Origin of the sequence: Rouxiella chamberiensis (assembly GCF_026967475.1) — a bacterium.
GTDB classification, from domain to species: Bacteria; Pseudomonadota; Gammaproteobacteria; order Enterobacterales; family Enterobacteriaceae; genus Rouxiella; species Rouxiella chamberiensis.
This window is the reverse complement of sequence record NZ_CP114058.1, coordinates 3,565,086-3,585,989: the sequence shown is the minus strand read 5'-3', so window position 1 is coordinate 3,585,989 and position 20,904 is coordinate 3,565,086. Positions and strand designations below refer to the sequence as shown.

General features: G+C 53.9%; 13 protein-coding genes, 2 tRNA genes, 1 rRNA gene, 1 pseudogene and 1 riboswitch. Of the genes and pseudogenes, 12 read left to right on the top strand and 5 right to left on the bottom strand.

The genetic code is table 11. The annotated features are described in order from the left end of the window. Positions 1-407 precede the first annotated feature (407 nt). The gene (ppc, locus tag O1V66_RS16615) at positions 408-3,053 is read right to left on the bottom strand and encodes a phosphoenolpyruvate carboxylase (protein WP_045049621.1); all 2,646 of its coding nucleotides are present in this window, start codon (positions 3,051-3,053) and stop codon (positions 408-410) included. Positions 3,054-3,353: 300 nt separating this feature from the next. Next, positions 3,354-4,505 (bottom strand): acetylornithine deacetylase, encoded by a 1,152-nt coding sequence (argE, locus tag O1V66_RS16610; RefSeq protein ID WP_045049620.1) that lies wholly within the window; start codon positions 4,503-4,505, stop codon positions 3,354-3,356. A 204-nt stretch (positions 4,506-4,709) separates the two neighbouring features. Here argE and argC point away from each other — a divergent pair, with 204 nt between their 5' ends. The 4 genes from argC to argH all read left to right on the top strand — a co-directional run bounded on the left by argC (position 4,710) and on the right by argH (position 9,503). Then, a complete protein-coding gene (argC, locus tag O1V66_RS16605) occupies positions 4,710-5,714 on the top strand; it encodes an N-acetyl-gamma-glutamyl-phosphate reductase (RefSeq protein ID WP_045049619.1) in 1,005 nt (334 codons plus the stop codon). A 146-nt stretch (positions 5,715-5,860) separates the two neighbouring features. Then, entirely contained in the window at positions 5,861-6,634 is a 774-nt protein-coding gene (argB, locus tag O1V66_RS16600) for an acetylglutamate kinase (protein ID WP_045049618.1), read from the top strand. A 170-nt stretch (positions 6,635-6,804) separates the two neighbouring features. Beyond that, positions 6,805-8,025, top strand: coding sequence for an argininosuccinate synthase (locus O1V66_RS16595; RefSeq protein WP_045049617.1), 1,221 nt, complete (start codon positions 6,805-6,807; stop codon positions 8,023-8,025). 104 nt (positions 8,026-8,129) lie between these two features. After that, positions 8,130-9,503 (top strand): argininosuccinate lyase, encoded by a 1,374-nt coding sequence (gene argH / locus O1V66_RS16590; protein ID WP_045049616.1) that lies wholly within the window; start codon positions 8,130-8,132, stop codon positions 9,501-9,503. 110 nt (positions 9,504-9,613) lie between these two features. Here argH and O1V66_RS16585 read toward each other — a convergent pair whose 3' ends face one another. Then, on the bottom strand, positions 9,614-10,345 hold the full coding sequence (locus tag O1V66_RS16585) for a glutathione peroxidase (RefSeq protein WP_045049615.1): 732 nt from the start codon (positions 10,343-10,345) through the stop codon (positions 9,614-9,616). A 171-nt stretch (positions 10,346-10,516) separates the two neighbouring features. Between O1V66_RS16585 and oxyR the strand changes: the two genes are divergently transcribed. After that, the gene (gene oxyR, locus O1V66_RS16580; protein WP_045049614.1) at positions 10,517-11,437 is read left to right on the top strand and encodes a DNA-binding transcriptional regulator OxyR; all 921 of its coding nucleotides are present in this window, start codon (positions 10,517-10,519) and stop codon (positions 11,435-11,437) included. On the opposite strand, the pseudogene sthA reads toward oxyR, so the two are convergent. Further along, positions 11,420-12,821 (bottom strand): annotated as a pseudogene (sthA, locus tag O1V66_RS16575) (Si-specific NAD(P)(+) transhydrogenase). The gene oxyR and the pseudogene sthA sit on opposite strands and share 18 nt — an antisense overlap. A gap of 207 nt (positions 12,822-13,028) precedes the next feature. Between sthA and fabR the strand changes: the two are divergent. Together fabR and O1V66_RS16565 are read left to right on the top strand one after the other, a co-directional pair. After that, positions 13,029-13,685 carry an HTH-type transcriptional repressor FabR gene (gene fabR, locus O1V66_RS16570; protein WP_045049709.1) on the top strand — a complete coding sequence of 219 codons (657 nt, stop codon included), beginning with the start codon at positions 13,029-13,031 and terminating at the stop codon, positions 13,683-13,685. A 78-nt stretch (positions 13,686-13,763) separates the two neighbouring features. Further along, positions 13,764-14,123, top strand: a complete 360-nt coding sequence (locus O1V66_RS16565) for a YijD family membrane protein (RefSeq protein WP_045049612.1) — start codon at positions 13,764-13,766, stop codon at positions 14,121-14,123. 76 nt (positions 14,124-14,199) lie between these two features. On the opposite strand, the gene trmA is transcribed toward O1V66_RS16565, so the two are convergent. Then, complete coding sequence (gene trmA / locus O1V66_RS16560) at positions 14,200-15,291, bottom strand: tRNA (uridine(54)-C5)-methyltransferase TrmA (protein WP_269127907.1); 1,092 nt, start codon at positions 15,289-15,291, stop codon at positions 14,200-14,202. A 152-nt stretch (positions 15,292-15,443) separates the two neighbouring features. Next, a riboswitch (cobalamin riboswitch) is annotated at positions 15,444-15,676 on the top strand. A 70-nt stretch (positions 15,677-15,746) separates the two neighbouring features. On the opposite strand from trmA, the gene btuB reads away from it, so the two are divergent. The 5 genes from btuB (at position 15,747) to O1V66_RS16535 (ending at position 20,734) form a co-directional block, all read left to right on the top strand. Then, positions 15,747-17,606, top strand: a complete 1,860-nt coding sequence (btuB, locus tag O1V66_RS16555; protein WP_045049708.1) for a TonB-dependent vitamin B12 receptor BtuB — start codon at positions 15,747-15,749, stop codon at positions 17,604-17,606. Next, on the top strand, positions 17,551-18,432 hold the full coding sequence (gene murI / locus O1V66_RS16550; protein ID WP_045049610.1) for a glutamate racemase: 882 nt from the start codon (positions 17,551-17,553) through the stop codon (positions 18,430-18,432). Before btuB ends, murI begins: the two co-directional genes overlap by 56 nt. A gap of 407 nt (positions 18,433-18,839) precedes the next feature. Next, positions 18,840-20,381, top strand: a 16S ribosomal RNA gene (locus O1V66_RS16545). Between the two features lie 72 nt (positions 20,382-20,453). After that, positions 20,454-20,530, top strand: a tRNA-Ile gene (locus O1V66_RS16540). 128 nt (positions 20,531-20,658) lie between these two features. Further along, positions 20,659-20,734, top strand: a tRNA-Ala gene (locus O1V66_RS16535). Positions 20,735-20,904 lie beyond the last annotated feature (170 nt).

The window sequence follows — 20,904 nt, the reverse complement described above, 5'->3', positions numbered from 1 at the left end:
TTGCCGCCTTGCTACAACGTGAAATCTGCGCGGTATTCATACCGGCATTTTTTGCAATGTAGCGCCGTTGGCCGCTCTCGTTCACCCCAGTCACTTACTTGTGTAAGCTCCCGGGGACTCTCTCACTTGCCGCCTTGCTACAACGTGAAATCTGCGCGGTATTCATACCGGTATTTTTTGCAATGTAGCGCCGTTGGCCGCCTTCGTTCACCCCAGTCACTTACTTGTGTAAGCTCCCGGGGACTCTCTCATTTGCCGCCTTGCTACAACGTGAAATCTGCGCGGTATTCATACCGGTATTTTTTGCAATGTAGCGCCGTTGGCCGCCTTCGTTCACCCCAGTCACGTAGCAGCATAAAAAAACCCGGCCTTGAGAGCCGGGTTTTGACGTTGAAAGGGAAAGGGAATTAGCCGGTATTGCGCATGCCGGCGGCAACACCGGCGATGGTGACCATCAGCGCCTGCTCGACGCGGGCATCCAGCTCGCCTTGCTCTTCGAGCAGACGCGAACGGTGCAGCAACTCGGCCTGCAAGACGTTCAGCGGGTCGGTATAAACGTTGCGCAGCGCGATGGATTCGGCAATCCACGGCAGGTCGGCCATCAGGTGATCATCGTTGGCGATGGCGAGTACCACTTTGATGTCGCTGCTCAGCTGGTCGCGCAGCTGCTGACCCAGTGGCCACAGGTCTTTGCTGACCAGACGTTGGTCGTAGTATTCCGCGAGCCACAGGTCGGCCTTGGCAAACACCATTTCCAGCATGCCGATACGTGTGGAGAAGAACGGCCAGTCGCGGCACATTGACTCGAGCACATCGCGCTTACCGCCATCGACCACGGCTTGCAGACCGGCACCTGCGCCGAGCCAGGCGGGTAGCATCAGGCGGTTTTGGGTCCAGGCGAAAATCCACGGAATGGCACGCAGACTTTCGACGCCGCCGCTGGCTTTACGCTTGGCAGGACGTGAACCCAGTGGCAGCTTGGCCAGCTCCTGCTCCGGCGTGGCCGAGCGGAAGTACGGCACGAAGTCTTTGTTCTCGCGCACATAGCCGCGATACATGGTGCAGGAAACCTCGGAAAGCTGGTCCATAACCTCGACCCACGCCGCTTTCGGCTCGGGCGGCGGCAACAGGTTGGCTTCGAGAATGGCACCGGTATACAGCGCAAGGCTGCTGATGGTGACTTCCGGCAGGCCGTATTTGAAGCGGATCATCTCGCCCTGTTCGGTGACTCGCAGACCGCCTTTCAGGCTGCCCGGCGGTTGTGACAGCAGGGCGGCATGTGCAGGCGCGCCGCCGCGTCCGATAGAACCGCCGCGACCGTGGAACAGCGTCAGCAGTACACCGGCTTTCTCGCAGGTCTTGATAAGTGCGTCCTGCGCGCGATACTGCGCCCAGGAGGCGGCCATCACGCCCGCATCTTTTGCGGAATCGGAATAGCCAATCATGACCATCTGCTTGCCCTGTATAAAGCCGCGATACCAGTCGATACTCAGCAACTGGGTCATGACGGAATCGGCATTGTTCAGGTCATCAAGAGTTTCAAACAGCGGGGCGACCGGCATCGCAAACGGGCATCCGGCTTCTTTCAGCAGCAGATGCACGGCCAGCACGTCCGACGGCGTGCGCGCCATCGAGATAACATAGGCGGCAATCGACCCTTCCGGTGCTTCGGCAGCAACCTGACAGGTGTCGAGGACTTCCTTGGTTTCAGGGCTTGGCGTCCATTTGCGCGGAACCAGCGGACGCGCAGAGTTCAACTCACGAATCAGAAATGCCTGTTTGTCATTTTCCGACCAGCTTTCGTAATCGCCAAGCCCAAGGAAACGGGTGATTTCGGCGATGGCATCGGTGTGGCGGGTGCTTTCCTGACGAATATCGATACGTACCAACGGCACGCCGAAGCAGCGCACACGGCGCAGGGTGTCGAGCAGCTGGCCGTTGGCGATAATGCCCATATTGCAGGCCTGCAAAGACTGATAACAGGCGTAGAGCGGTTCCCAGAGCTGGTCATTGTTCACCAGCAAGTCTTTCGGACGCGGCAGGGTTTCGCCCTCGAGACGCGCCTCGAGATACGCCTGCGTCGATAAAAGCTGGGTGCGGATATTTTTCATGATGGTGCGATACGGTTCGACCACGTCTTCGCCACCGGCCAGTTCGCGCAGTTCCGGCGTCGCTTCGGTCATCGACAGTTCGGAAATCAGCACGTGAATATCGCGCAGGAACAGGTCGGTCGCCTTCCAGCGGCTCAGTTGCAGCACGTGGCGGGTAATGGCGGCCGTCACATTCGGGTTGCCGTCGCGATCGCCGCCCATCCAGGAGGTGAAACGCACCGGCACGGCTTCCACCGGCATCTTGTAGTCGAGCGAGGTTTCAAGCTGCTCGTTCAATTCGCGCAGGAAAGCAGGCACGCCTTCCCACAGGCTGTTTTCGACCACCGCAAAGCCCCATTTGGCTTCATCCACCGGCGTCGGGCGGATTTTACGGATTTCATCGGTATGCCACGACTGGGCAATCAGCTGGCGCAGACGGCGCATGATCTGTTTGCGTTCGTAATCGGCCAGGTCGTTATGGTCGAGCTGTTTCAGGCAGTTATTGATTTCGACAAGCTTGTGGATCAGGGTACGACGAGCAATTTCAGTAGGGTGCGCGGTTAATACCAGCTCGATGGACAGCTGTTCAACGGCGTCACGCAGTTGCTGATCAGAAAGATTTTTCGATTTCAGACGTTCAATCAGCTGCGCCAGTGCTTCAGGATTGCTGGCCGCTTCGCCATGCGGGGAGATGCTGTGATACTGCTCGGCCACGTTGGTCAGATTCAGAAACTGACTGAAGGCGCGAGCAACCGGCAGTAATTCGTCATTGGAAAGATTTTGCAGCGTCGTCAGCAACTCCTGACGATCGGCCTCATTTCCGGCACGTGAGGATTTGGAAAGTTTGCGGATTTTCTCCACGCGATCGAGAACCTGTTCTCCCAGAGTGTCCTTGATCGTTTCACCAAGCAGTTTACCCAACGTGCTGACATTACTTCGCATTGCGGAATATTGTTCGTTCATATTACCTCTGACCCGTTTCTTGTATGATTTTTATGTCTTGTAAATAACGTTCACCCGTAAAGCCTTCAGGCTTTTTTCATTCCGCCTTCATGGCAATTTGCAATCGTCCAAATTTAGTACTGTAGGAACTTACCGTAAAAACCCCAATTTTCTCATTACAAAAATGCTGAATCGAAGAAAGTGGGAGAAATTTAATTACAGCCGGTAGGTTATTAGTGTGGCTAATCGGACCTTTTGTACAATATCAAAGGGCATCACAAGATGCCCTTTTTAGTTACAAATATTTAACAAGAACAGGCATCAATGATGGCAGAAGTGGTGCACGACCTGGGTTATCAGCTCGCGGGTCGGCTTGATAAAGGCCATATCAATGTATTCATCGGGCTGATGCGCCTGATCGATGGACCCCGGTCCAAGAACCAGCGTCGGGCATAGTTCCTGAATAAACGGCGCTTCGGTACAGTAGTTCACGATTTCGGTTTCCGTGCCGAGCAGCTTTTCTACCACCTGCACCAGACGATGATCCGGCGGACATTCATAGCCCGGAATCGGCGGATGCAGCTGTTCAATCGCCACCCGGCCCGGCCAGCGGCTGCTGACGGGTTCGAGTGCTTCGTTAAGCAATTCATCCAAATCTGACAGCGTAAGCCCCGGCAGCGGGCGAATATCCATATGCAGTTCGCAGCAGGCGCAGATGCGGTTGGCGGCGTCGCCCCCGTTGATGTGCCCGAAGTTCATGGTGGGATAGGGAATGGCAAAGCCGCTGTGGTTATAGCGCGTTTGCAGCGTCTTGCGCAGATCCATCAGATGGGTAATGGATTCATGCATCAGTTCGATGGCATTGATGCCGCGCGAAGGATCGCTGGAATGGCCCGACTGACCGGTAATGCGAATGGCATTGGAAATATGGCCTTTGTGCGCGCGTACGGGTTTGAGCGACGTGGGTTCGCCGATAATGGCGCATTCAGGGCGAATCGACGAGGTTTTAGCGAAATAGCTCGCGCCCGCCATCGTGGTCTCTTCGTCGGCGGTGGCCAGAATATAGAGCGGTTTGCCGAGCTTGGCGGTATCGATATCACGCAGTGCGTCGACAATAAAGGCAAAGAACCCTTTCATGTCGGCCGTTCCGAGACCGTACAGACGGTTTTCGTGTTCCGTCAGCGTGAACGGGTCGCGCGTCCAGCGGCCGTCGTCGAACGGCACGGTATCGGTATGACCTGCCAGCAGCAAGCCTCCGGCACCTTCACCGATGCTGGCCAGCATGTTGAATTTATTACGCGTATTGGGGACCGGCTGAATCTCGACCTTGAAGCCCAAATCGGTAAACCAGCCTGCCAGCAAGTTGATTAGGGTTTCATTACTCTGATCCAGTGCGCTGTCGGTGGCGCTGATCGATGGCGTAGCGATTAACGCACGGTATAGCTCAATAAATGGAGGTAATTTCATCTTCACTGTTGACAGCCTTTGGTTAGGGTAATATAAATATTCATGCATTTAATGTGAATAAAAATACATTAAGCCGGTTCGTAAGGAAACCTCGAAATGCGCGGGGTCTCCACAAAAGTCATCATGTGACGAACAGGCTGAATTTCGCGGGCTTCTGGCGTAATAAACGCAGTGAGCCCTCTATTTTTGAAAAGAAGGTGAACTGAGCCCATGTTGAATACGCTGATTGTTGGTGCCACCGGTTATGCAGGCGCAGAGCTTGCGCTTTACCTGAATCGTCACCCACATATGAACATAACCGGTTTAACGGTTTCAGCGCAAAGTGCAGATGCAGGAAAGTTGCTTTCCGATCTGCATCCGCAGCTGAAGGGCATTATCGATCTGCCTGTTTTACCTCTGGAAAACGTTGCAGAAGCGGCCAAAGGTGTAGATGTCGTCTTTTTGGCGACCGCGCATGAAGTCAGCCATGACCTGGCCCCGCAATTCCTGGCCGCCGGTTGCACCGTATTCGACCTCTCCGGCGCGTTCCGTGTGAAAGACCCGGCGTTCTACACCCAGTTCTACGGTTTCGAGCATCAGCATCAGGATTGGCTCGATAAGGCCGTATACGGTCTGGCCGAGTGGCAGGCGGATAAACTGAAAGACGCGCAGCTGATTGCCGTGCCGGGTTGCTACCCGACTGCCGCGCAGCTGTCGATTAAACCGCTGCTCGAGAAAGGTCTGCTGAATCAGGATCAATGGCCGGTTATCAACGCCACCAGCGGCGTTAGCGGCGCAGGGCGTAAAGCCAGCCTCGGCACCAGTTTCTGCGAAGTCAGTCTTCAAGCCTATGGCGTGTTCAATCACCGTCATCATCCTGAAATCTCAACCCATCTCGGCACACCGGTTATCTTTACCCCGCATCTGGGCAGCTTCCCGCGCGGTATCTTGTCGACGACCACCTGCCGTCTGAAGCCGGGCGTCAGCGCCGAGCAGGTTGCCGACGCCTTCCAGAGCGCCTACAAAGACAAACCGATGGTTCGCCTTTATGACAAAGGCATGCCGGCATTGAAAAACGTGGTGGGTCTGCCGTTCTGCGATATCGGTTATGCAGTGCAGGGCGAGCACGTCATCGTTGTGGCCGCCGAAGATAATCTGCTTAAAGGCGCGTCTGCACAGGCTGTTCAGTGTCTGAATCTCAGATTTGGTTTCCCTGAATCAACGTCGCTGGTATAATAAATTGCATAAATCGGCAGTGAATGTGAAAAACCATTCATTGTCGAAAAAGAAAAATCACCACCCTCCGAGCATTTCTTCATCGACTCAGGGATGGTAAATTAGAAATAACTTCACCATTTCCGACTACGACAGGTGTGAACAGAATGAATCCTTTGGTCATTAAATTAGGCGGCGTGTTGCTCGACAATGAAGAGGCGCTCGAGCGTTTGTTCATGGCGCTGGTTGCCTATCGTCAGGAATTTCAACGTCCTCTGGTGATCGTTCACGGCGGTGGCTATCTGGTCGATGACCTGATGAATCGTCTCAACCTACCGGTGGTCAAGAAGTCGGGCCTGCGTGTGACGCCAGCAGACCAGATTGACATCATTACGGGTGCGCTGGCGGGTAGCGCCAACAAGACGCTGCTTTCGTGGGCGGTGAAGAACAATATCAATGCGGTCGGGCTGTCTCTGGCCGACGGCGGTTCTGTCAGCGTGACGCAGCTGAGCGACGAGCTGGGCTTTGTGGGTAAGGCCGAAGCGGGTTCGCCGGCGCTTATCAATACGCTGACCTCGGCGGGTTATCTGCCTATCGTCAGCTCTATCGGCATCACCGCCGACGGCGCGCTGATGAACGTCAATGCCGATCAGGCCGCCACAGCGCTGGCCGCGACTCTGGGTGCCGACTTGATTCTGCTGTCCGATGTCAGCGGGATCCTTGATGGCAATGGTCAGCGCGTGCCGGAAATGACGGCCGAAAAAGCGCAGGAGATGATTGAACTGGGCATTATCACCGACGGCATGATTGTGAAAGTCAACGCCGCACTGGATGCCGCGCGTTCACTGGGTCGTCCGGTGGATATCGCCAGCTGGCGCAATGCGGAGCAACTTCCTGCACTGTTCAACGGTATCGCCATCGGCACCCGAATTCTTGCCTGATAACCCGGCGTCTTTGGCTTCGCAGTGTTGAACCCGAGTCACTGACTCCTATCGGTTCATCGGAATTAACGAACATGCTGCAAGCCGGTCACCTGGGTAAAAGGTTGAGCAAATTTTAAAAAATCACGACGAAAGACGTCGCGGAATCAGAAATTTTTAAGGAAATTATCATGGCAGCAACTCAAGGCATCAGCAAAATCGTACTCGCTTATTCAGGCGGTCTGGATACGTCGGCTATCATTCCCTGGTTGAAAGAGAACTACGGTAACTGTGAAGTGGTGGCATTCGTTGCCAACATTGGTCAGGACCAGGCGGATCTGGAAGGCATCGAGCAGAAAGCGCTGGATACCGGTGCGTCTGAATGTCACGTGGTCGACCTGCGTGAAGAGTTCATCAAAGACTACGTGTATCCGGTTCTGAAAAGCGGTGCACTGTACGAAGGAACTTACCTGCTGGGCACCTCGATGGCACGTCCATTAATCGCCAAGGCTCAGGTCGAGCTGGCGCTGAAAGTCGGTGCAGATGCCGTATGTCACGGTGCGACCGGTAAAGGTAACGACCAGGTGCGTTTCGAAACGACCTACACCGCACTGGCACCTCAGCTGAAAGTGGTTGCGCCGTGGCGTGAGTGGGACCTGCGTTCCCGTGAAGCGCTGCTGGATTACCTGAAAGAGCGTAACATCAAGACCACTGCGTCTCTTGAGAAAATCTACAGCCGTGACGAAAACGCATGGCACATCTCTACCGAAGGCGGCGTGCTGGAAAGCCCGTGGAATGCCCCGAACAAAGACTGCTGGGCATGGACCGTTGCACCTGAAGATGCACCGGACGAAGCCGAGCTTGTCACTATCAAGGTAGAAAAAGGCGAAGTCGTTGGCGTGAACGGTCAGGAACTGAGCCCGTTCAAATGTCTGGAAGCGCTGAACAATTTGGGCGTCAAGCACGGCGTTGGTCGTATCGACATCGTTGAAAACCGTCTGGTCGGCATCAAGTCTCGCGGTTGCTACGAAACCCCGGGCGGCACCATCATGATGGCGGCACTGCGTGGCATCGAGCAGCTGGTTCTGGACCGTGACAGCTTCAAATGGCGTGAGCAGCTGGGCCAGGAAATGTCATACGTGGTTTACGATGGTCGCTGGTTCGCACCACTGCGCGAGTCCATTCAGGCCGCTGCCGACTCTCTGGCGCAGGACGTGAACGGTGAAGTCGTTATCAAGCTGTATAAAGGTACCGCGACGGCAATCCAGAAAAAATCACCAGACAGCATGTACTCCGAAGAGTTTGCGACCTTCGGCGAAGACGAAGTTTACGACCACAGCCACGCTGGCGGCTTCATTCGTCTGTTCTCGCTCTCTTCACGCATCCGTGCACTGAACGCTGCCAAGAAATAAGCAGCCTTTGCATTAGCGTTACATCAGGCGTGCGGGGCAGCTCGCACGCCTGACATCTCGTTTTCAGTATCACTTTTCAAGTACGTCAAGTCGGGAGCATTATCATGGCATTATGGGGCGGACGCTTTAGTCAGGCAGCAGATCAGCGTTTTAAAGAACTGAATGATTCACTGCGTTTTGACTATCGATTGGCAGAGCAGGATATCGTGGGCTCGGTTGCCTGGTCGAAAGCGCTGGTTACCGTCAATGTATTGACCGCAGAAGAGCAGGTGCAGCTTGAAGGCGCACTGAACATTCTGCTGGAAGAGGTGCGTGCCAACCCTCGCGCTATCGTTGAAAGTGATGCCGAAGATATTCACAGCTGGGTCGAGCAGAAGCTTATCGACAAGGTCGGTAATCTTGGCAAGAAACTGCATACCGGACGCAGCCGTAACGATCAGGTCGCTACCGACATCAAACTCTGGTGCAAGGCGCAGGTCATTGATTTGCAGCTTGCCCTCAAACATTTACAGCTCGCGCTGGTTGAAACCGCCGAAGCCAATCAAGACGCCGTGATGCCCGGTTACACGCACCTGCAACGTGCGCAGCCGGTAACCTTTGCTCACTGGTGTCTGGCGTATGTCGAAATGCTGGCGCGTGATGAAAGCCGTTTGCAAGATACGCTGACCCGCCTCGACGTCAGCCCGCTGGGCAGCGGCGCACTGGCCGGTACCGCGTATCCTATCGACCGCGAACAGCTGGCCGGCTGGCTAGGCTTTGCTTCGGCAACCCGTAACAGCCTCGACAGCGTGTCCGACCGTGACCACATTGTTGAGCTGATGTTTAATGCCTCGATGAGCATGGTTCACCTGTCGCGTTTCGCCGAAGATCTGATTTTCTTCAACACCGGTGAAGCAGGCTTTATCGATCTTTCTGACCGCGTGACTTCCGGCTCCTCGCTGATGCCGCAGAAGAAAAACCCAGATGCGCTGGAGCTTATCCGCGGCAAATGCGGTCGCGTGCAAGGTGCATTGACCGGCATGATGATGACCCTGAAAGGGTTGCCGCTGGCGTACAACAAAGACATGCAGGAAGACAAGGAAGGGCTGTTCGACGCGCTCGACACCTGGATGGACTGTCTACAGATGTCCGTGCTGGTGCTCGACGGTATTCAGGTTAAACGTCCGCGCTGCAAAGAAGCCGCAGAGCAGGGTTACGCCAACTCTACCGAACTGGCCGACTACCTGGTTGCCAAGGGCGTACCTTTCCGCGAAGCGCACCATATTGTGGGCGAAGCCGTCGTTGAAGCCATCCGTCAGGGGAAAGCGCTTGAAGCCTTGCCGCTGGCCGATTTGCAGAAGTTCAGCAACACCATTGGCGACGATGTCTATCCGATTCTGGCATTGCAGTCCTGCCTCGACAAGCGTAATGCCAAAGGCGGCGTCGCTCCCGAGCAGGTAGCTCTGGCTATTCGCGAAGCCAAGGCTCGACTGGCTTAATAGCCGTTGCTTAAAAAAGTGCATAAAAAAGCGGGCCAAAAGGCCCGCTAAACGTTCATACACTACTTTCTTTCTAATAAGACGTTCTGATTCCCGGAAACCTGAGGTACTCAGGCCGCAAAGAACTGTTCCAGATCGTCGCTTCCCCCGATGTGGCGACCGCCGATGAACACCTGTGGCACCGTTGCGCGTCCACTTACCGCACGCAGGCTGACAGTTGTTGCATCTTTACCCAACACAACTTCTTCATACTGAATGCCGCGTTCTTGCAGCATTTGTTTTGCCTTGGCACAGAAAGGGCAGCCCGGCTTGGTGAAAACGGAAACTGATTCCTGCACTTTGTATTCCGGCGCCAGATATTTGAGCATGGTATCGGCATCCGACACTTCAAACGGGTCGCCCGGTTTGTTTGGCTCGACAAACATTTTCTCTACCACGCCGTTGCGCACCAGCATGGAATAACGCCATGAACGTGGACCAAAGCCCAGGTCGGCTTTCTCGACCAGCATGTCCATGCCTTTGGTAAACTCGCCGTTACCGTCTGGAATGAAGGTGATATTGGCGGCATTCTGCTCGGCCTTCCACGCATTCATCACGAAGGTATCGTTGACGGAGACGCAAAGAATGCTGTCGACGCCATGTTGTTTAAAGACCCCGGCCAGCTCGTTATAGCGTGGCAGGTGGCTTGAAGAGCAGGTTGGTGTAAACGCGCCAGGCAGTGAAAACACGATCACGGTTTTATTTTTAAACAAGTCATCGGTCGTGGAATCGATCCACTGATCGCCCTGACGAGTGTGGAATGTCACTTGTGGTACGGTTTTTCCTTCACGGCTTGAAAACATGCATAACCTCTCAGTTGATATTCACTTTATTTCAAACTTCTTGTTTCAATCTTCGGCATTGCCGTTCGATGTGGACATTATTCATGAATACTCTTGATAGATATAATCGTTGATTGCTATCTTATCTATCGCTACTGACTATCGCACGTGCGGGTCGTAAAGGGAGAAACTATGAACATTCGTGATTTGGAATATCTGGTCGCATTGGCCGAATTCCGTCATTTTCGCCGCGCTGCCGACTCTTGCCACGTCAGCCAACCTACGTTGAGCGGCCAGATTCGCAAACTCGAAGACGAGCTGGGCGTCATGCTGCTGGAAAGAACCAGCCGCAAGGTGTTATTCACGCAGGCCGGTTTATTGCTGGTGGATCAAGCACGTACCGTGCTGCGTGAAGTGAAGGTTCTGAAAGAGATGGCCAGCCAGCAGGGCGAGGCGATGTCAGGCCCGCTGCATATCGGGTTGATTCCGACCGTCGGGCCTTATCTGCTGCCGCAGATCATTCCGTCGCTACATAAAACGTTTCCGAAGCTGGAAATGTACCTGCACGAGGCGCAGACCCAACAGCTTCTGGCGCAACTCGACAGTGGAAAACTGGACTGTGCCATCCTGGCATTGGTTAAGGAAAGTGAAGCATTCATCGAGGTGCCGCTGTTTGACGAGCCGCTGAAACTGGCTATCTATGACGATCACCCGTGGGCGTCACTGGATCGCGTACCGATGGCCGAACTTGCCGGTGAAAAGCTGCTGATGCTGGAAGATGGCCACTGCCTGCGTGACCAGGCAATGGGATTCTGTTTCCAGGCGGGCGCAGACGAAGACACGCATTTCCGCGCCACCAGTCTGGAAACATTGCGCAATATGGTCGCCGCGGGCAGCGGGATTACGTTGCTGCCCTCCCTGGCCGTGCCTCATGAGCGCAGCCGCGACGGAGTAACTTATCTGACGTGTGACAAACCGGTACCGAAGCGCACCATTGCTCTGGTGTATCGCCCCGGTTCTCCGCTGCGCAGCCGTTATGAACAGCTGGCAGAGGCGATTAAAACGCACATGCAAACCTATATGGCTTCGCAGGCGTCAAAAAAGCCGGTTTAACCCGTTGAGTGCCGCCACGCGGTAGGCTTCTGCCATCGTCGGATAGTTAAAGGTCGTATTAACGAAATACTCGATGGTATTGCCGGCCCCTTTCTGTTCCATGATGGCCTGACCGATGTGAATAATTTCGGCCGCGCGTTCACCAAAGCAGTGAATACCGAGGATCTCCTTGGTATCTCTGTGGAACAGCAGTTTGAGGCTCCCGACATTCATGCCCGCGATTTGCGCCCGCGCCAGATGTTTGAACTGCGCGCGGCCCACTTCGTAAGGCACTTTCATGGCGGTCAGTTCCTGTTCGGTTTTACCCACGGAACTGATTTCCGGAATGGTGTAGATACCGGTCGGAATATTTTCTATCAATCGCACCTTGGTTTCGCCCTGAATCATCGCCTGGGCGGCAATACGGCCCTGATCGTAGGCGGCGGAGGCGAGACTCGGATAACCAACGACATCCCCGACGGCATAAATATGCGGCAGGGCGGTCTGGTACATGCTGTTGACCTTGAGCAGACCCCGGCTGTCGGCTTCGAGACCAATCTTGTCCAGTCCCAGCGAATCGGTATTACCGGTTCGACCATTGGCATACAGCAGTGCATCGGCTTTCAGCTTCTTGCCTGATTTCAGGTGCATGATCACGCCGTCGTCGACACCTTCGATGCGCTCGAACTCTTCGTTGTGGCGAATCACCACGCCGTTGTTCCAGAAGTGGTAGGAAAGCGAGTCCGACATCTCCTGGTCGAGGAACGACAGCAGACGATCGCGGGTGTTGATCAGGTCAACCTTTACGTTCAGTCCGCGGAAAATGGAGGCGTACTCACAGCCAATGACGCCCGCACCATAGATAATCACGTGTCTTGGTTCGTGCTCGAGGCCCAGGATCAGGTCGCTGTCGTAAATGCGCGGATGAGTAAAGTCGACGGTAGCGGGGCGATAAGGCCGTGAACCACAGGCTATGACGATGTGCTCTGCGGTCACAAAGTCTTGCGGAACCGTCGGCGTAAGTGACAGAAATAGTGTTGGCATCGACAAAGCTCGCGTCACCGGCAAACAGTTTGCACTGGTTACGCTCGTAGAAGCCTTCGCGCATGCGGGTTTGCTGATTTATCACCGTGTCGGCGTGGCGCAGAATATCCGGAAAGGTCGAGCTCAATGCACGGGAACCGTCGCTGTAAAGCGGGTTCTGATTAAACTCGATGATCCTGCTGACCGCGTGGCGCAGGGCTTTGGAAGGAATAGTCCCCCAGTGTGTACAGCCGCCACCTACGTTGTTATAGCGTTCGATCACGGCAACTCTGGAGCCTTGTTTCACCAGACCCATGGCAGCACCTTCACCGCCAGGGCCGGAGCCAATTATGATGGCATCAAAATGATAGTTCTGTTGCATGGATGAGGAACCTATATTTATACAAAATCATAACGAGAATGTAACATCATAGACCTAATTTCCAACCGGCCGATTATCTATTCGTGGGAATGCCGCAACATTCAGAAGAACTTATGCTGAACTTAGTATAACGGTCGTTGTGAAAAAATTTGGTATAGTGACGTAAATTCAGGCGAATGAGTAAGTAGACACTATCGGATGAAGGTTATGGGCGTAAGAGCACAACAAAAAGAGCGTACACGCCGCTCGCTGATTGAGGCGGCCTTTAGCCAACTGAGCGCCGAGCGTAGTTTCGCCAGTTTAAGCCTGCGTGAAGTCTCCCGGGAAGCGGGCATCGCGCCCACGTCTTTTTATCGGCATTTTCGTGATGTCGATGAACTGGGACTGACAATGGTCGATGAAAGCGGTCTGATGCTGCGTCAATTGATGCGTCAGGCACGGCAGCGCATTGCCAAAGGCGGCAGCGTGATCCGCACCTCCGTTTCCACCTTCATGGAATTCATCGGCAACAATCCCAACGCCTTCCGCCTGTTGCTGCGTGAACGTTCGGGCACCTCCTCGGCGTTTCGTGCCGCCGTCGCGCGTGAAATTCAGCATTTCATCGCGGAACTTGCCGACTATCTGCAACTCGAAAATCATATGCCGCGCAGTTTTACCGAAGCGCAGGCAGAAGCCATGGTTATCATTGTTTTCAATGCGGGTGCCGAAGCGCTGGATGTCGACATTGCCCAGCGTCGTCAGCTTGAAGAGCGGCTGGTGCTGCAACTGCGCATGATTTCCAAAGGTGCCTACTACTGGTATCGCCGTCAGCAAGAGAGAACGGCTGACACATCAGTTAACGATGAGACTGTCCCCAGCGAGTAAAAGTTGTGGCAAGCTCGTAAATTCATTGAGCAGCGCCCGCTGCCGTCGCCAATTTGAAAAGGATGAGAGGAGTAGAAGATGACCGTACAACCACGCCAGGATAATGGCACCCTGGTCCTGGCTCTGATTGCCGGATTATCGATTAACGGCGCCTTTGATGCCTTGTTCAGTTCCGTTGTCGCGTTTTCCGTGTTCCCGATTATTGCGTTGGTCCTGGCAATCTATTGCCTGCACGTGCGCTATCAGAAATGTGAAATGCCGCTCGGTATGCCAAAACTGGCCGCTGCGTGTTTTGTTCTCGGACTTCTGCTTTACAGCACTATCGTGCGCGCCGAATATCCGCAGCTTGGCTCCAACTTCCTGCCGTCGGTAATTTGTGTCGTGCTGGTGTTCTGGATTGCCTACCGCATGAAAAAGCGCAAAGAGAACAAAGCCTGACAGGGCATGTAACAGGCAGGAAAAAGAAGAGGGCAGCTTTCGAGCTGCCCTTTTTGTCTTTTATGCGTCGATACGTTCAAGCAGAAACGCCGCATTCCATATGATGGGTATACGGGAACTGATCGAACAGCGCCAAACGGGTTACGCGGTGGGTGTGTTGCAGAACCTCGAGGTTGGCACACAGCGTCTCCGGGTTACAGGAGATATAAAGGATACGGGAATATCCCTGCACCAGTTTAACGGTATCGTCGTCGAGGCCGCTGCGCGGAGGGTCGACAAAAATGGTTTCGCATTGATAGCTTTTTAAATCTACGCCTTCCAGACGGCGGAATTCACGCACACCATTCATCGCCTGAGTAAAGTCTTCGGCCGCCATGCGAATAATCTGGACGTTATCCATGTTATTGGCCGCGATGTTGAACTGCGCAGCGGCAACGGAAGGTTTGGCGATTTCTGTAGCCAGTACGCGATTGAAATTACGCGCCAGCGCCACGGAGAAATTGCCGTTTCCGCAATAAAGTTCCAGCAAATCGCCACGAGAACCTTCGGTCACTTCCAGCGCCCATTCAAGCATATGGATGTTCATCGCAGCGTTCGGCTGGGTAAAGCTGTTTTCAACCTGGCGATAAATCATGTCGCGGCCGGCGACCGGCAAGACTTCGTCGACGTAATCCTGGTCGAGCATGATTTTGGTTTTTGCCGCGCGGCCAATCAGCTGGATGTCGAAACCGTCTGCACGCAGCTGGTCGCGCAATGCGGTGGCGGCCTGCTGCCACACGTCATCGAGTTTGCGGTGATACAGCAGCGAGGCGATGATTTTGCCGCTACGCGTTGAGAGATAATCAATCTGGAACAGCTTGTGGCGCAGCGCAGGCTCGGCCTTGACGGCGGCGAGCAGCACCGGCATCAGTCGATTGATCAGTTCGCTTGCTGCAGGAAACCGATCGACGCGGATCCGCGCCTTGGTCTGCTGATCAAACATAATGTGGTACAGGTCGCCCTCGTCATGCCAGACGCGAAACTCGGCGCGCATGCGGTAGTGGCTGACAGGAGAACGGAAAACTTCGGCCGCCGGCGCATTAAATGGCGACATCAGCGCCGTGAGACGGGCGGTCTTTTCCGCCAGTTGGTCGTCGTATTGTTCAATGGGCAGGTTTTCAGGCGTCATCTATTTTCTCGTCTTACGTCTTGTCAGTGGGCGAACTTTACGGATTGTGGTGCATTTTGCCCGCTGATTGTAGGGAATGTCAGGATGATGTCCAGTTTTGTCGTATTTAGTTTGCTCGGGCGTGGTGGAAGTCTAGATTTCCAAATAAGTTGATCGTAGGATTCATCCCAGGCCTCCAACGTTGAGTTAAAAGGGAATCCGGTGTGAATCCGGAGCTGTCGCGCAGCGGTATGGGGAAAGCACGGCGTCCTCGTTATTAGGGTTCCTCCTCGAGCCAATAATGAAAACACTGTCCTTATATAAGGATGGGAAGTTGACGCCCGGTGTTATTTTCTTTTGATAACAAATCCCGAGCCCGAAGACCTGCCTGAAATACATCGCATTTTCATGATCGGCGCGAATAAACGATGATGATTCTCTGCGGTATCCTCCATTAGGTTTGGATGCGCGTTTACATGACAATTAAAAAGCATGCGCTGCTGACAGTTCTTTCTGTCACGGCATTTTCCGGCTGGGCGCAAGATAGCCATTCATCGACAGACAATAGCGACCAGCTGGTGGTCACCGCGAATCGTTTTCCGCAGCCGGTTTCGACAGTTTTGGCGCCGACAACGGTGGTGACTCGCCAGCAGATAGATCTCTGGCAATCTAAAAGCCTGATTGACGTCATGCGTCGTCTACCGGGCGTTGACGTTGCACAGAATGGCGGGCTGGGTCAGCAAAGCTCGCTGTTTATTCGCGGCACCAACTCCAGCCACGTGTTAATTCTTATCGACGGCATTCGTCTTAATCAGGCGGGCGTGTCGGGGTCTTCCGACCTAAGCCAGATCCCGATTTCGCTGGTGCAGAAAATCGAATATATCCGTGGGCCATCTTCGGCGGTTTATGGGTCCGATGCCATTGGCGGCGTGGTCAACATCATTACCACGCGCGACAAGCTGGGCACGACGCTCGGCGCGGGCCTGGGTTCGGACGGATATCAATCCTATGATGCCTCGACTCAGCAGCAGCTGGGCGATAACACCATCGGAACGCTGGCCGGTAATTACACCTATACCCACGGTTACGACGTTGTCGCCGATGGCAACACCGGCGCGCAGTCGCAGCAGGACCGCGACGGCTTCATGAGCAAAACGCTGTACGGCTCCCTCCTGCATAACTTCAATGAAAATATCAGCGGCTTTGTAAGAGGTTACGGGTTTGATAACCGCACCGCCTATGACGGCTATGATTCTCCGGGCAGCGCACTGCTCGACACCCAGCAGTTGTATAGCCAGACCTGGGATACAGGCCTGCGCTATCACGAGGGAATTTACGCCACCCAGTTGATAGGAAGCTACAGCCATACCAAGACCTATAACTACGATCCGCGTTATGGCCGATACGATGCTTCGGCCACGCTGGATGATATCGATCAGTATAATGTGCAGTGGGGCAATACCCTTCAGGCATGGCACGGTACGGTCAGCGGTGGCGTGGACTGGCAGAAGCAGACTACCGAACCGGGTACCAATTATCTGAGCGAAGGATATGAGCAGCGTAATACCGGCGTCTATGCCACGACGCAGCAGTTGTTTGGTCCGGTGACGGTCGAAGGCGCAGTACGCAGCGACGATAACTCGCAGTTTGGTCAGCACACCACCTGGCAGAGCAGCGCGGCGTGGGAGTTTATCGACGGTTACCGCTTTATCGCCTCCTATGGAACGGCTTACAAAGCGCCGAACCTCGGACAGGTGCACAGCGAGTTCTACGGCAATCCGAATCTGCGTCCTGAAGAGAGCAAGCAATGGGAAGGCGCTTTCGAAGGGTTGTCGGGTCCGGTTACCTGGCGCGTCAGTGGTTACAAGAACGAAATTACCGACCTGATTGACAGCGATCCTTCGACCTATCGTTACTACAATATCGGCGAAGCGAAAATCAAGGGCGTAGAAGCCACGGCATCTTTCGATACCGGTCCGTTGAGTCATCAGCTTTCCTATGACTATGTCGATGCGCGTAATGCATTGAGTAACACGCCGCTATTACGTCGCGCCAAACAGCAGGTGAAATACGAGCTGGACTGGCAGGTGGCGCAGATTGACTGGGCGGTGACCTATCACTATCTCGGCCAGCGCTATGATACCGACTACAACACTTATCAGACGGTGAAGCTGGGCGGTGTCAGTCTCTGGGATCTGGCCGCCGCTTATCCTGTTACGTCTCGTCTGACGGTTCGTGGTAGAATTGCCAACCTCTTTAATAAAGATTATGAGACGGCTTATGGCTACGAAACCCCAGGACGTCAGTACTACCTTTCTGGAAGCTATACCTTCTGATAGCGCAGTAGTCCCGGCTCGCCCGACGGCGCTGGTGTTTGACTCGGGCGTCGGCGGGTTATCGGTTTATCACGAGGTTCGGCAACTTCTGCCGGACCTGCACTATATCTATGCCTTCGATAATGTCGCTTTTCCGTATGGCGAGAAATCAGAAGCATTTATTGTCGAGCGCGTGCTGGAGATAGTCAGCGCCGTCGCCCGTCGTCATCCCCTTTCTATTATTATCATTGCCTGCAATACCGCGAGCACAGTTTCGCTTCCGGCATTGCGGGCACGATTTAGTTGTCCGGTGGTGGGCGTTGTCCCTGCCATTAAACCCGCCGCCAAGTTGACGCGTAACGGGATAGTCGGATTACTGGCTACGCGAGCGACCGTTCAGCGTCCTTATACTCACGACTTGATTGCGCGATTCGCCACAGACTGCAAGATTCTGATGCTGGGTTCGGCAGAGCTTGTGGAATTGGCCGAAGCCAAGCTGCATGGCGAAGACGTTTCTCTTCCTCTATTAAAGAAGATTCTGCATCCGTGGCTGAAATTGCGCGAACCGCCGGACACCGTTGTACTCGGATGTACCCATTTCCCGCTGTTAAGTGACGAACTGGCACAGGTTCTGCCCGACGGAACGCGACTAATTGACTCCGGATCGGCGATTGCACGTCGCGCGCACTGGTTAATCGAGACGGCTTTTACTTCTTTACCCGAGAAAAAAGCCGAAACGGAAATAGAAAGCATCGCCTATTGTATGAAGCTCGATGAACAGGCTGCAGGACTGCTGCCTGTTTTGCAGGCATATGGATTTAAAAGCATTCAAAATCTGGCGCTTTAAACCGCTATTGATTAAAGAATCAGCGGTCGGAAAAGTTTTTAAAAATAGGGGTTGCGGCCTTCCGAGAACTCCCTATAATGCGCCTCCACTGACCGGGAACAACGACTCCTCTAACGAGAACCAAGTCGCCGGGTCGGGAAGAGAAAAAGAAAGATTCGAAAGAAAAACTCTTGACTCTTCAGCGGGAAAGCGTATTATGCACCTCCCGCGCCGCATAAGATTCATTGCGAACAGCGGCACTGCTCTTTAACAATTTATCAGACAATCTGTGTGGGCACTCACAAGACGATATCCGCCACCTCGGTGGCAAAAAATATCAAGTCTTAGAGTGACCAAGCAGTAATTCATTATGAATGATGTGAAGTAACTTTGAGCATCGCTGAACTGGTTTCAGCAAATCGAACTTTTAATTGAAGAGTTTGATCATGGCTCAGATTGAACGCTGGCGGCAGGCCTAACACATGCAAGTCGAGCGGTAGCACGGGAGAGCTTGCTCTCTGGGTGACGAGCGGCGGACGGGTGAGTAATGTCTGGGAAACTGCCTGATGGAGGGGGATAACTACTGGAAACGGTAGCTAATACCGCATGATGTCGCAAGACCAAAGTGGGGGACCTTCGGGCCTCACGCCATCGGATGTGCCCAGATGGGATTAGCTAGTAGGTGGGGTAATGGCTCACCTAGGCGACGATCCCTAGCTGGTCTGAGAGGATGACCAGCCACACTGGAACTGAGACACGGTCCAGACTCCTACGGGAGGCAGCAGTGGGGAATATTGCACAATGGGCGCAAGCCTGATGCAGCCATGCCGCGTGTGTGAAGAAGGCCTTAGGGTTGTAAAGCACTTTCAGCGAGGAGGAAGGCGTTGTAGTTAATAGCTGCAGCGATTGACGTTACTCGCAGAAGAAGCACCGGCTAACTCCGTGCCAGCAGCCGCGGTAATACGGAGGGTGCAAGCGTTAATCGGAATTACTGGGCGTAAAGCGCACGCAGGCGGTTTGTTAAGTCAGATGTGAAATCCCCGAGCTTAACTTGGGAACTGCATTTGAAACTGGCAAGCTAGAGTCTTGTAGAGGGGGTAGAATTCCAGGTGTAGCGGTGAAATGCGTAGAGATCTGGAGGAATACCGGTGGCGAAGGCGGCCCCCTGGACAAAGACTGACGCTCAGGTGCGAAAGCGTGGGGAGCAAACAGGATTAGATACCCTGGTAGTCCACGCTGTAAACGATGTCGACTTGGAGGTTGTGCCCTTGAGGCGTGGCTTCCGGAGCTAACGCGTTAAGTCGACCGCCTGGGGAGTACGGCCGCAAGGTTAAAACTCAAATGAATTGACGGGGGCCCGCACAAGCGGTGGAGCATGTGGTTTAATTCGATGCAACGCGAAGAACCTTACCTACTCTTGACATCCAGAGAATTCGCTAGAGATAGCTTAGTGCCTTCGGGAACTCTGAGACAGGTGCTGCATGGCTGTCGTCAGCTCGTGTTGTGAAATGTTGGGTTAAGTCCCGCAACGAGCGCAACCCTTATCCTTTGTTGCCAGCGAGTAATGTCGGGAACTCAAAGGAGACTGCCGGTGATAAACCGGAGGAAGGTGGGGATGACGTCAAGTCATCATGGCCCTTACGAGTAGGGCTACACACGTGCTACAATGGCGCATACAAAGAGAAGCGAACTCGCGAGAGCAAGCGGACCTCATAAAGTGCGTCGTAGTCCGGATTGGAGTCTGCAACTCGACTCCATGAAGTCGGAATCGCTAGTAATCGTAGATCAGAATGCTACGGTGAATACGTTCCCGGGCCTTGTACACACCGCCCGTCACACCATGGGAGTGGGTTGCAAAAGAAGTAGGTAGCTTAACCTTCGGGAGGGCGCTTACCACTTTGTGATTCATGACTGGGGTGAAGTCGTAACAAGGTAACCGTAGGGGAACCTGCGGTTGGATCACCTCCTTACCTCAAGATACGCATTGTGCAGTGTCCACACAGATTGTCTGATGAAATAGTAACGAGCAGAAATACCTTTATAGGCTTGTAGCTCAGGTGGTTAGAGCGCACCCCTGATAAGGGTGAGGTCGGTGGTTCAAGTCCACTCAGGCCTACCAATTCTTTCTCATGCTGCGTTATGCACTCGGTCGTTTACCCAGGTAAACTTCCCTCGCACACGCCTTGCCTGAGTAAGAATAACTCTTTTACGAGTGGTAATCATAAAGGTATCTGTTAGTGACTGTATGGGGCTATAGCTCAGCTGGGAGAGCGCCTGCCTTGCACGCAGGAGGTCAGCGGTTCGATCCCGCTTAGCTCCACCATATCCATACGGTTCACGTAATACTTCAGAGTATACTGGCAACAGTGTGCTGCGAAGTATTTTGCTCTTTAACAATCTGGAACAAGCTGAAAAATTGAAACGCTGCAGCTGAAATCTGCCCCCGTAGAAGTATTGGGCAGTGAGTAACCTGCAGCAGAGTCTCTCAAATAA

Excerpts from the sequence above, each read along its gene's own strand:
- O1V66_RS16595 (WP_045049617.1), top strand. The coding sequence starts at position 6,805 with ATGGCAGCAACTCAAGGCATCAGCAAAATCGTACTCGCTTATTCAGGC.
- ppc (WP_045049621.1), bottom strand. The coding sequence starts at position 3,053 with ATGAACGAACAATATTCCGCAATGCGAAGTAATGTCAGCACGTTGGGT.
- fabR (WP_045049709.1), top strand. The coding sequence starts at position 13,029 with ATGGGCGTAAGAGCACAACAAAAAGAGCGTACACGCCGCTCGCTGATT.
- trmA (WP_269127907.1), bottom strand. The coding sequence starts at position 15,291 with ATGACGCCTGAAAACCTGCCCATTGAACAATACGACGACCAACTGGCG.
- btuB (WP_045049708.1), top strand. The coding sequence starts at position 15,747 with ATGACAATTAAAAAGCATGCGCTGCTGACAGTTCTTTCTGTCACGGCA.
- argH (WP_045049616.1), top strand. The coding sequence starts at position 8,130 with ATGGCATTATGGGGCGGACGCTTTAGTCAGGCAGCAGATCAGCGTTTT.
- argC (WP_045049619.1), top strand. The coding sequence starts at position 4,710 with ATGTTGAATACGCTGATTGTTGGTGCCACCGGTTATGCAGGCGCAGAG.
- O1V66_RS16565 (WP_045049612.1), top strand. The coding sequence starts at position 13,764 with ATGACCGTACAACCACGCCAGGATAATGGCACCCTGGTCCTGGCTCTG.
- O1V66_RS16585 (WP_045049615.1), bottom strand. The coding sequence starts at position 10,345 with ATGTTTTCAAGCCGTGAAGGAAAAACCGTACCACAAGTGACATTCCAC.
- oxyR (WP_045049614.1), top strand. The coding sequence starts at position 10,517 with ATGAACATTCGTGATTTGGAATATCTGGTCGCATTGGCCGAATTCCGT.
- murI (WP_045049610.1), top strand. The coding sequence starts at position 17,551 with ATGGCTACGAAACCCCAGGACGTCAGTACTACCTTTCTGGAAGCTATA.
- argB (WP_045049618.1), top strand. The coding sequence starts at position 5,861 with ATGAATCCTTTGGTCATTAAATTAGGCGGCGTGTTGCTCGACAATGAA.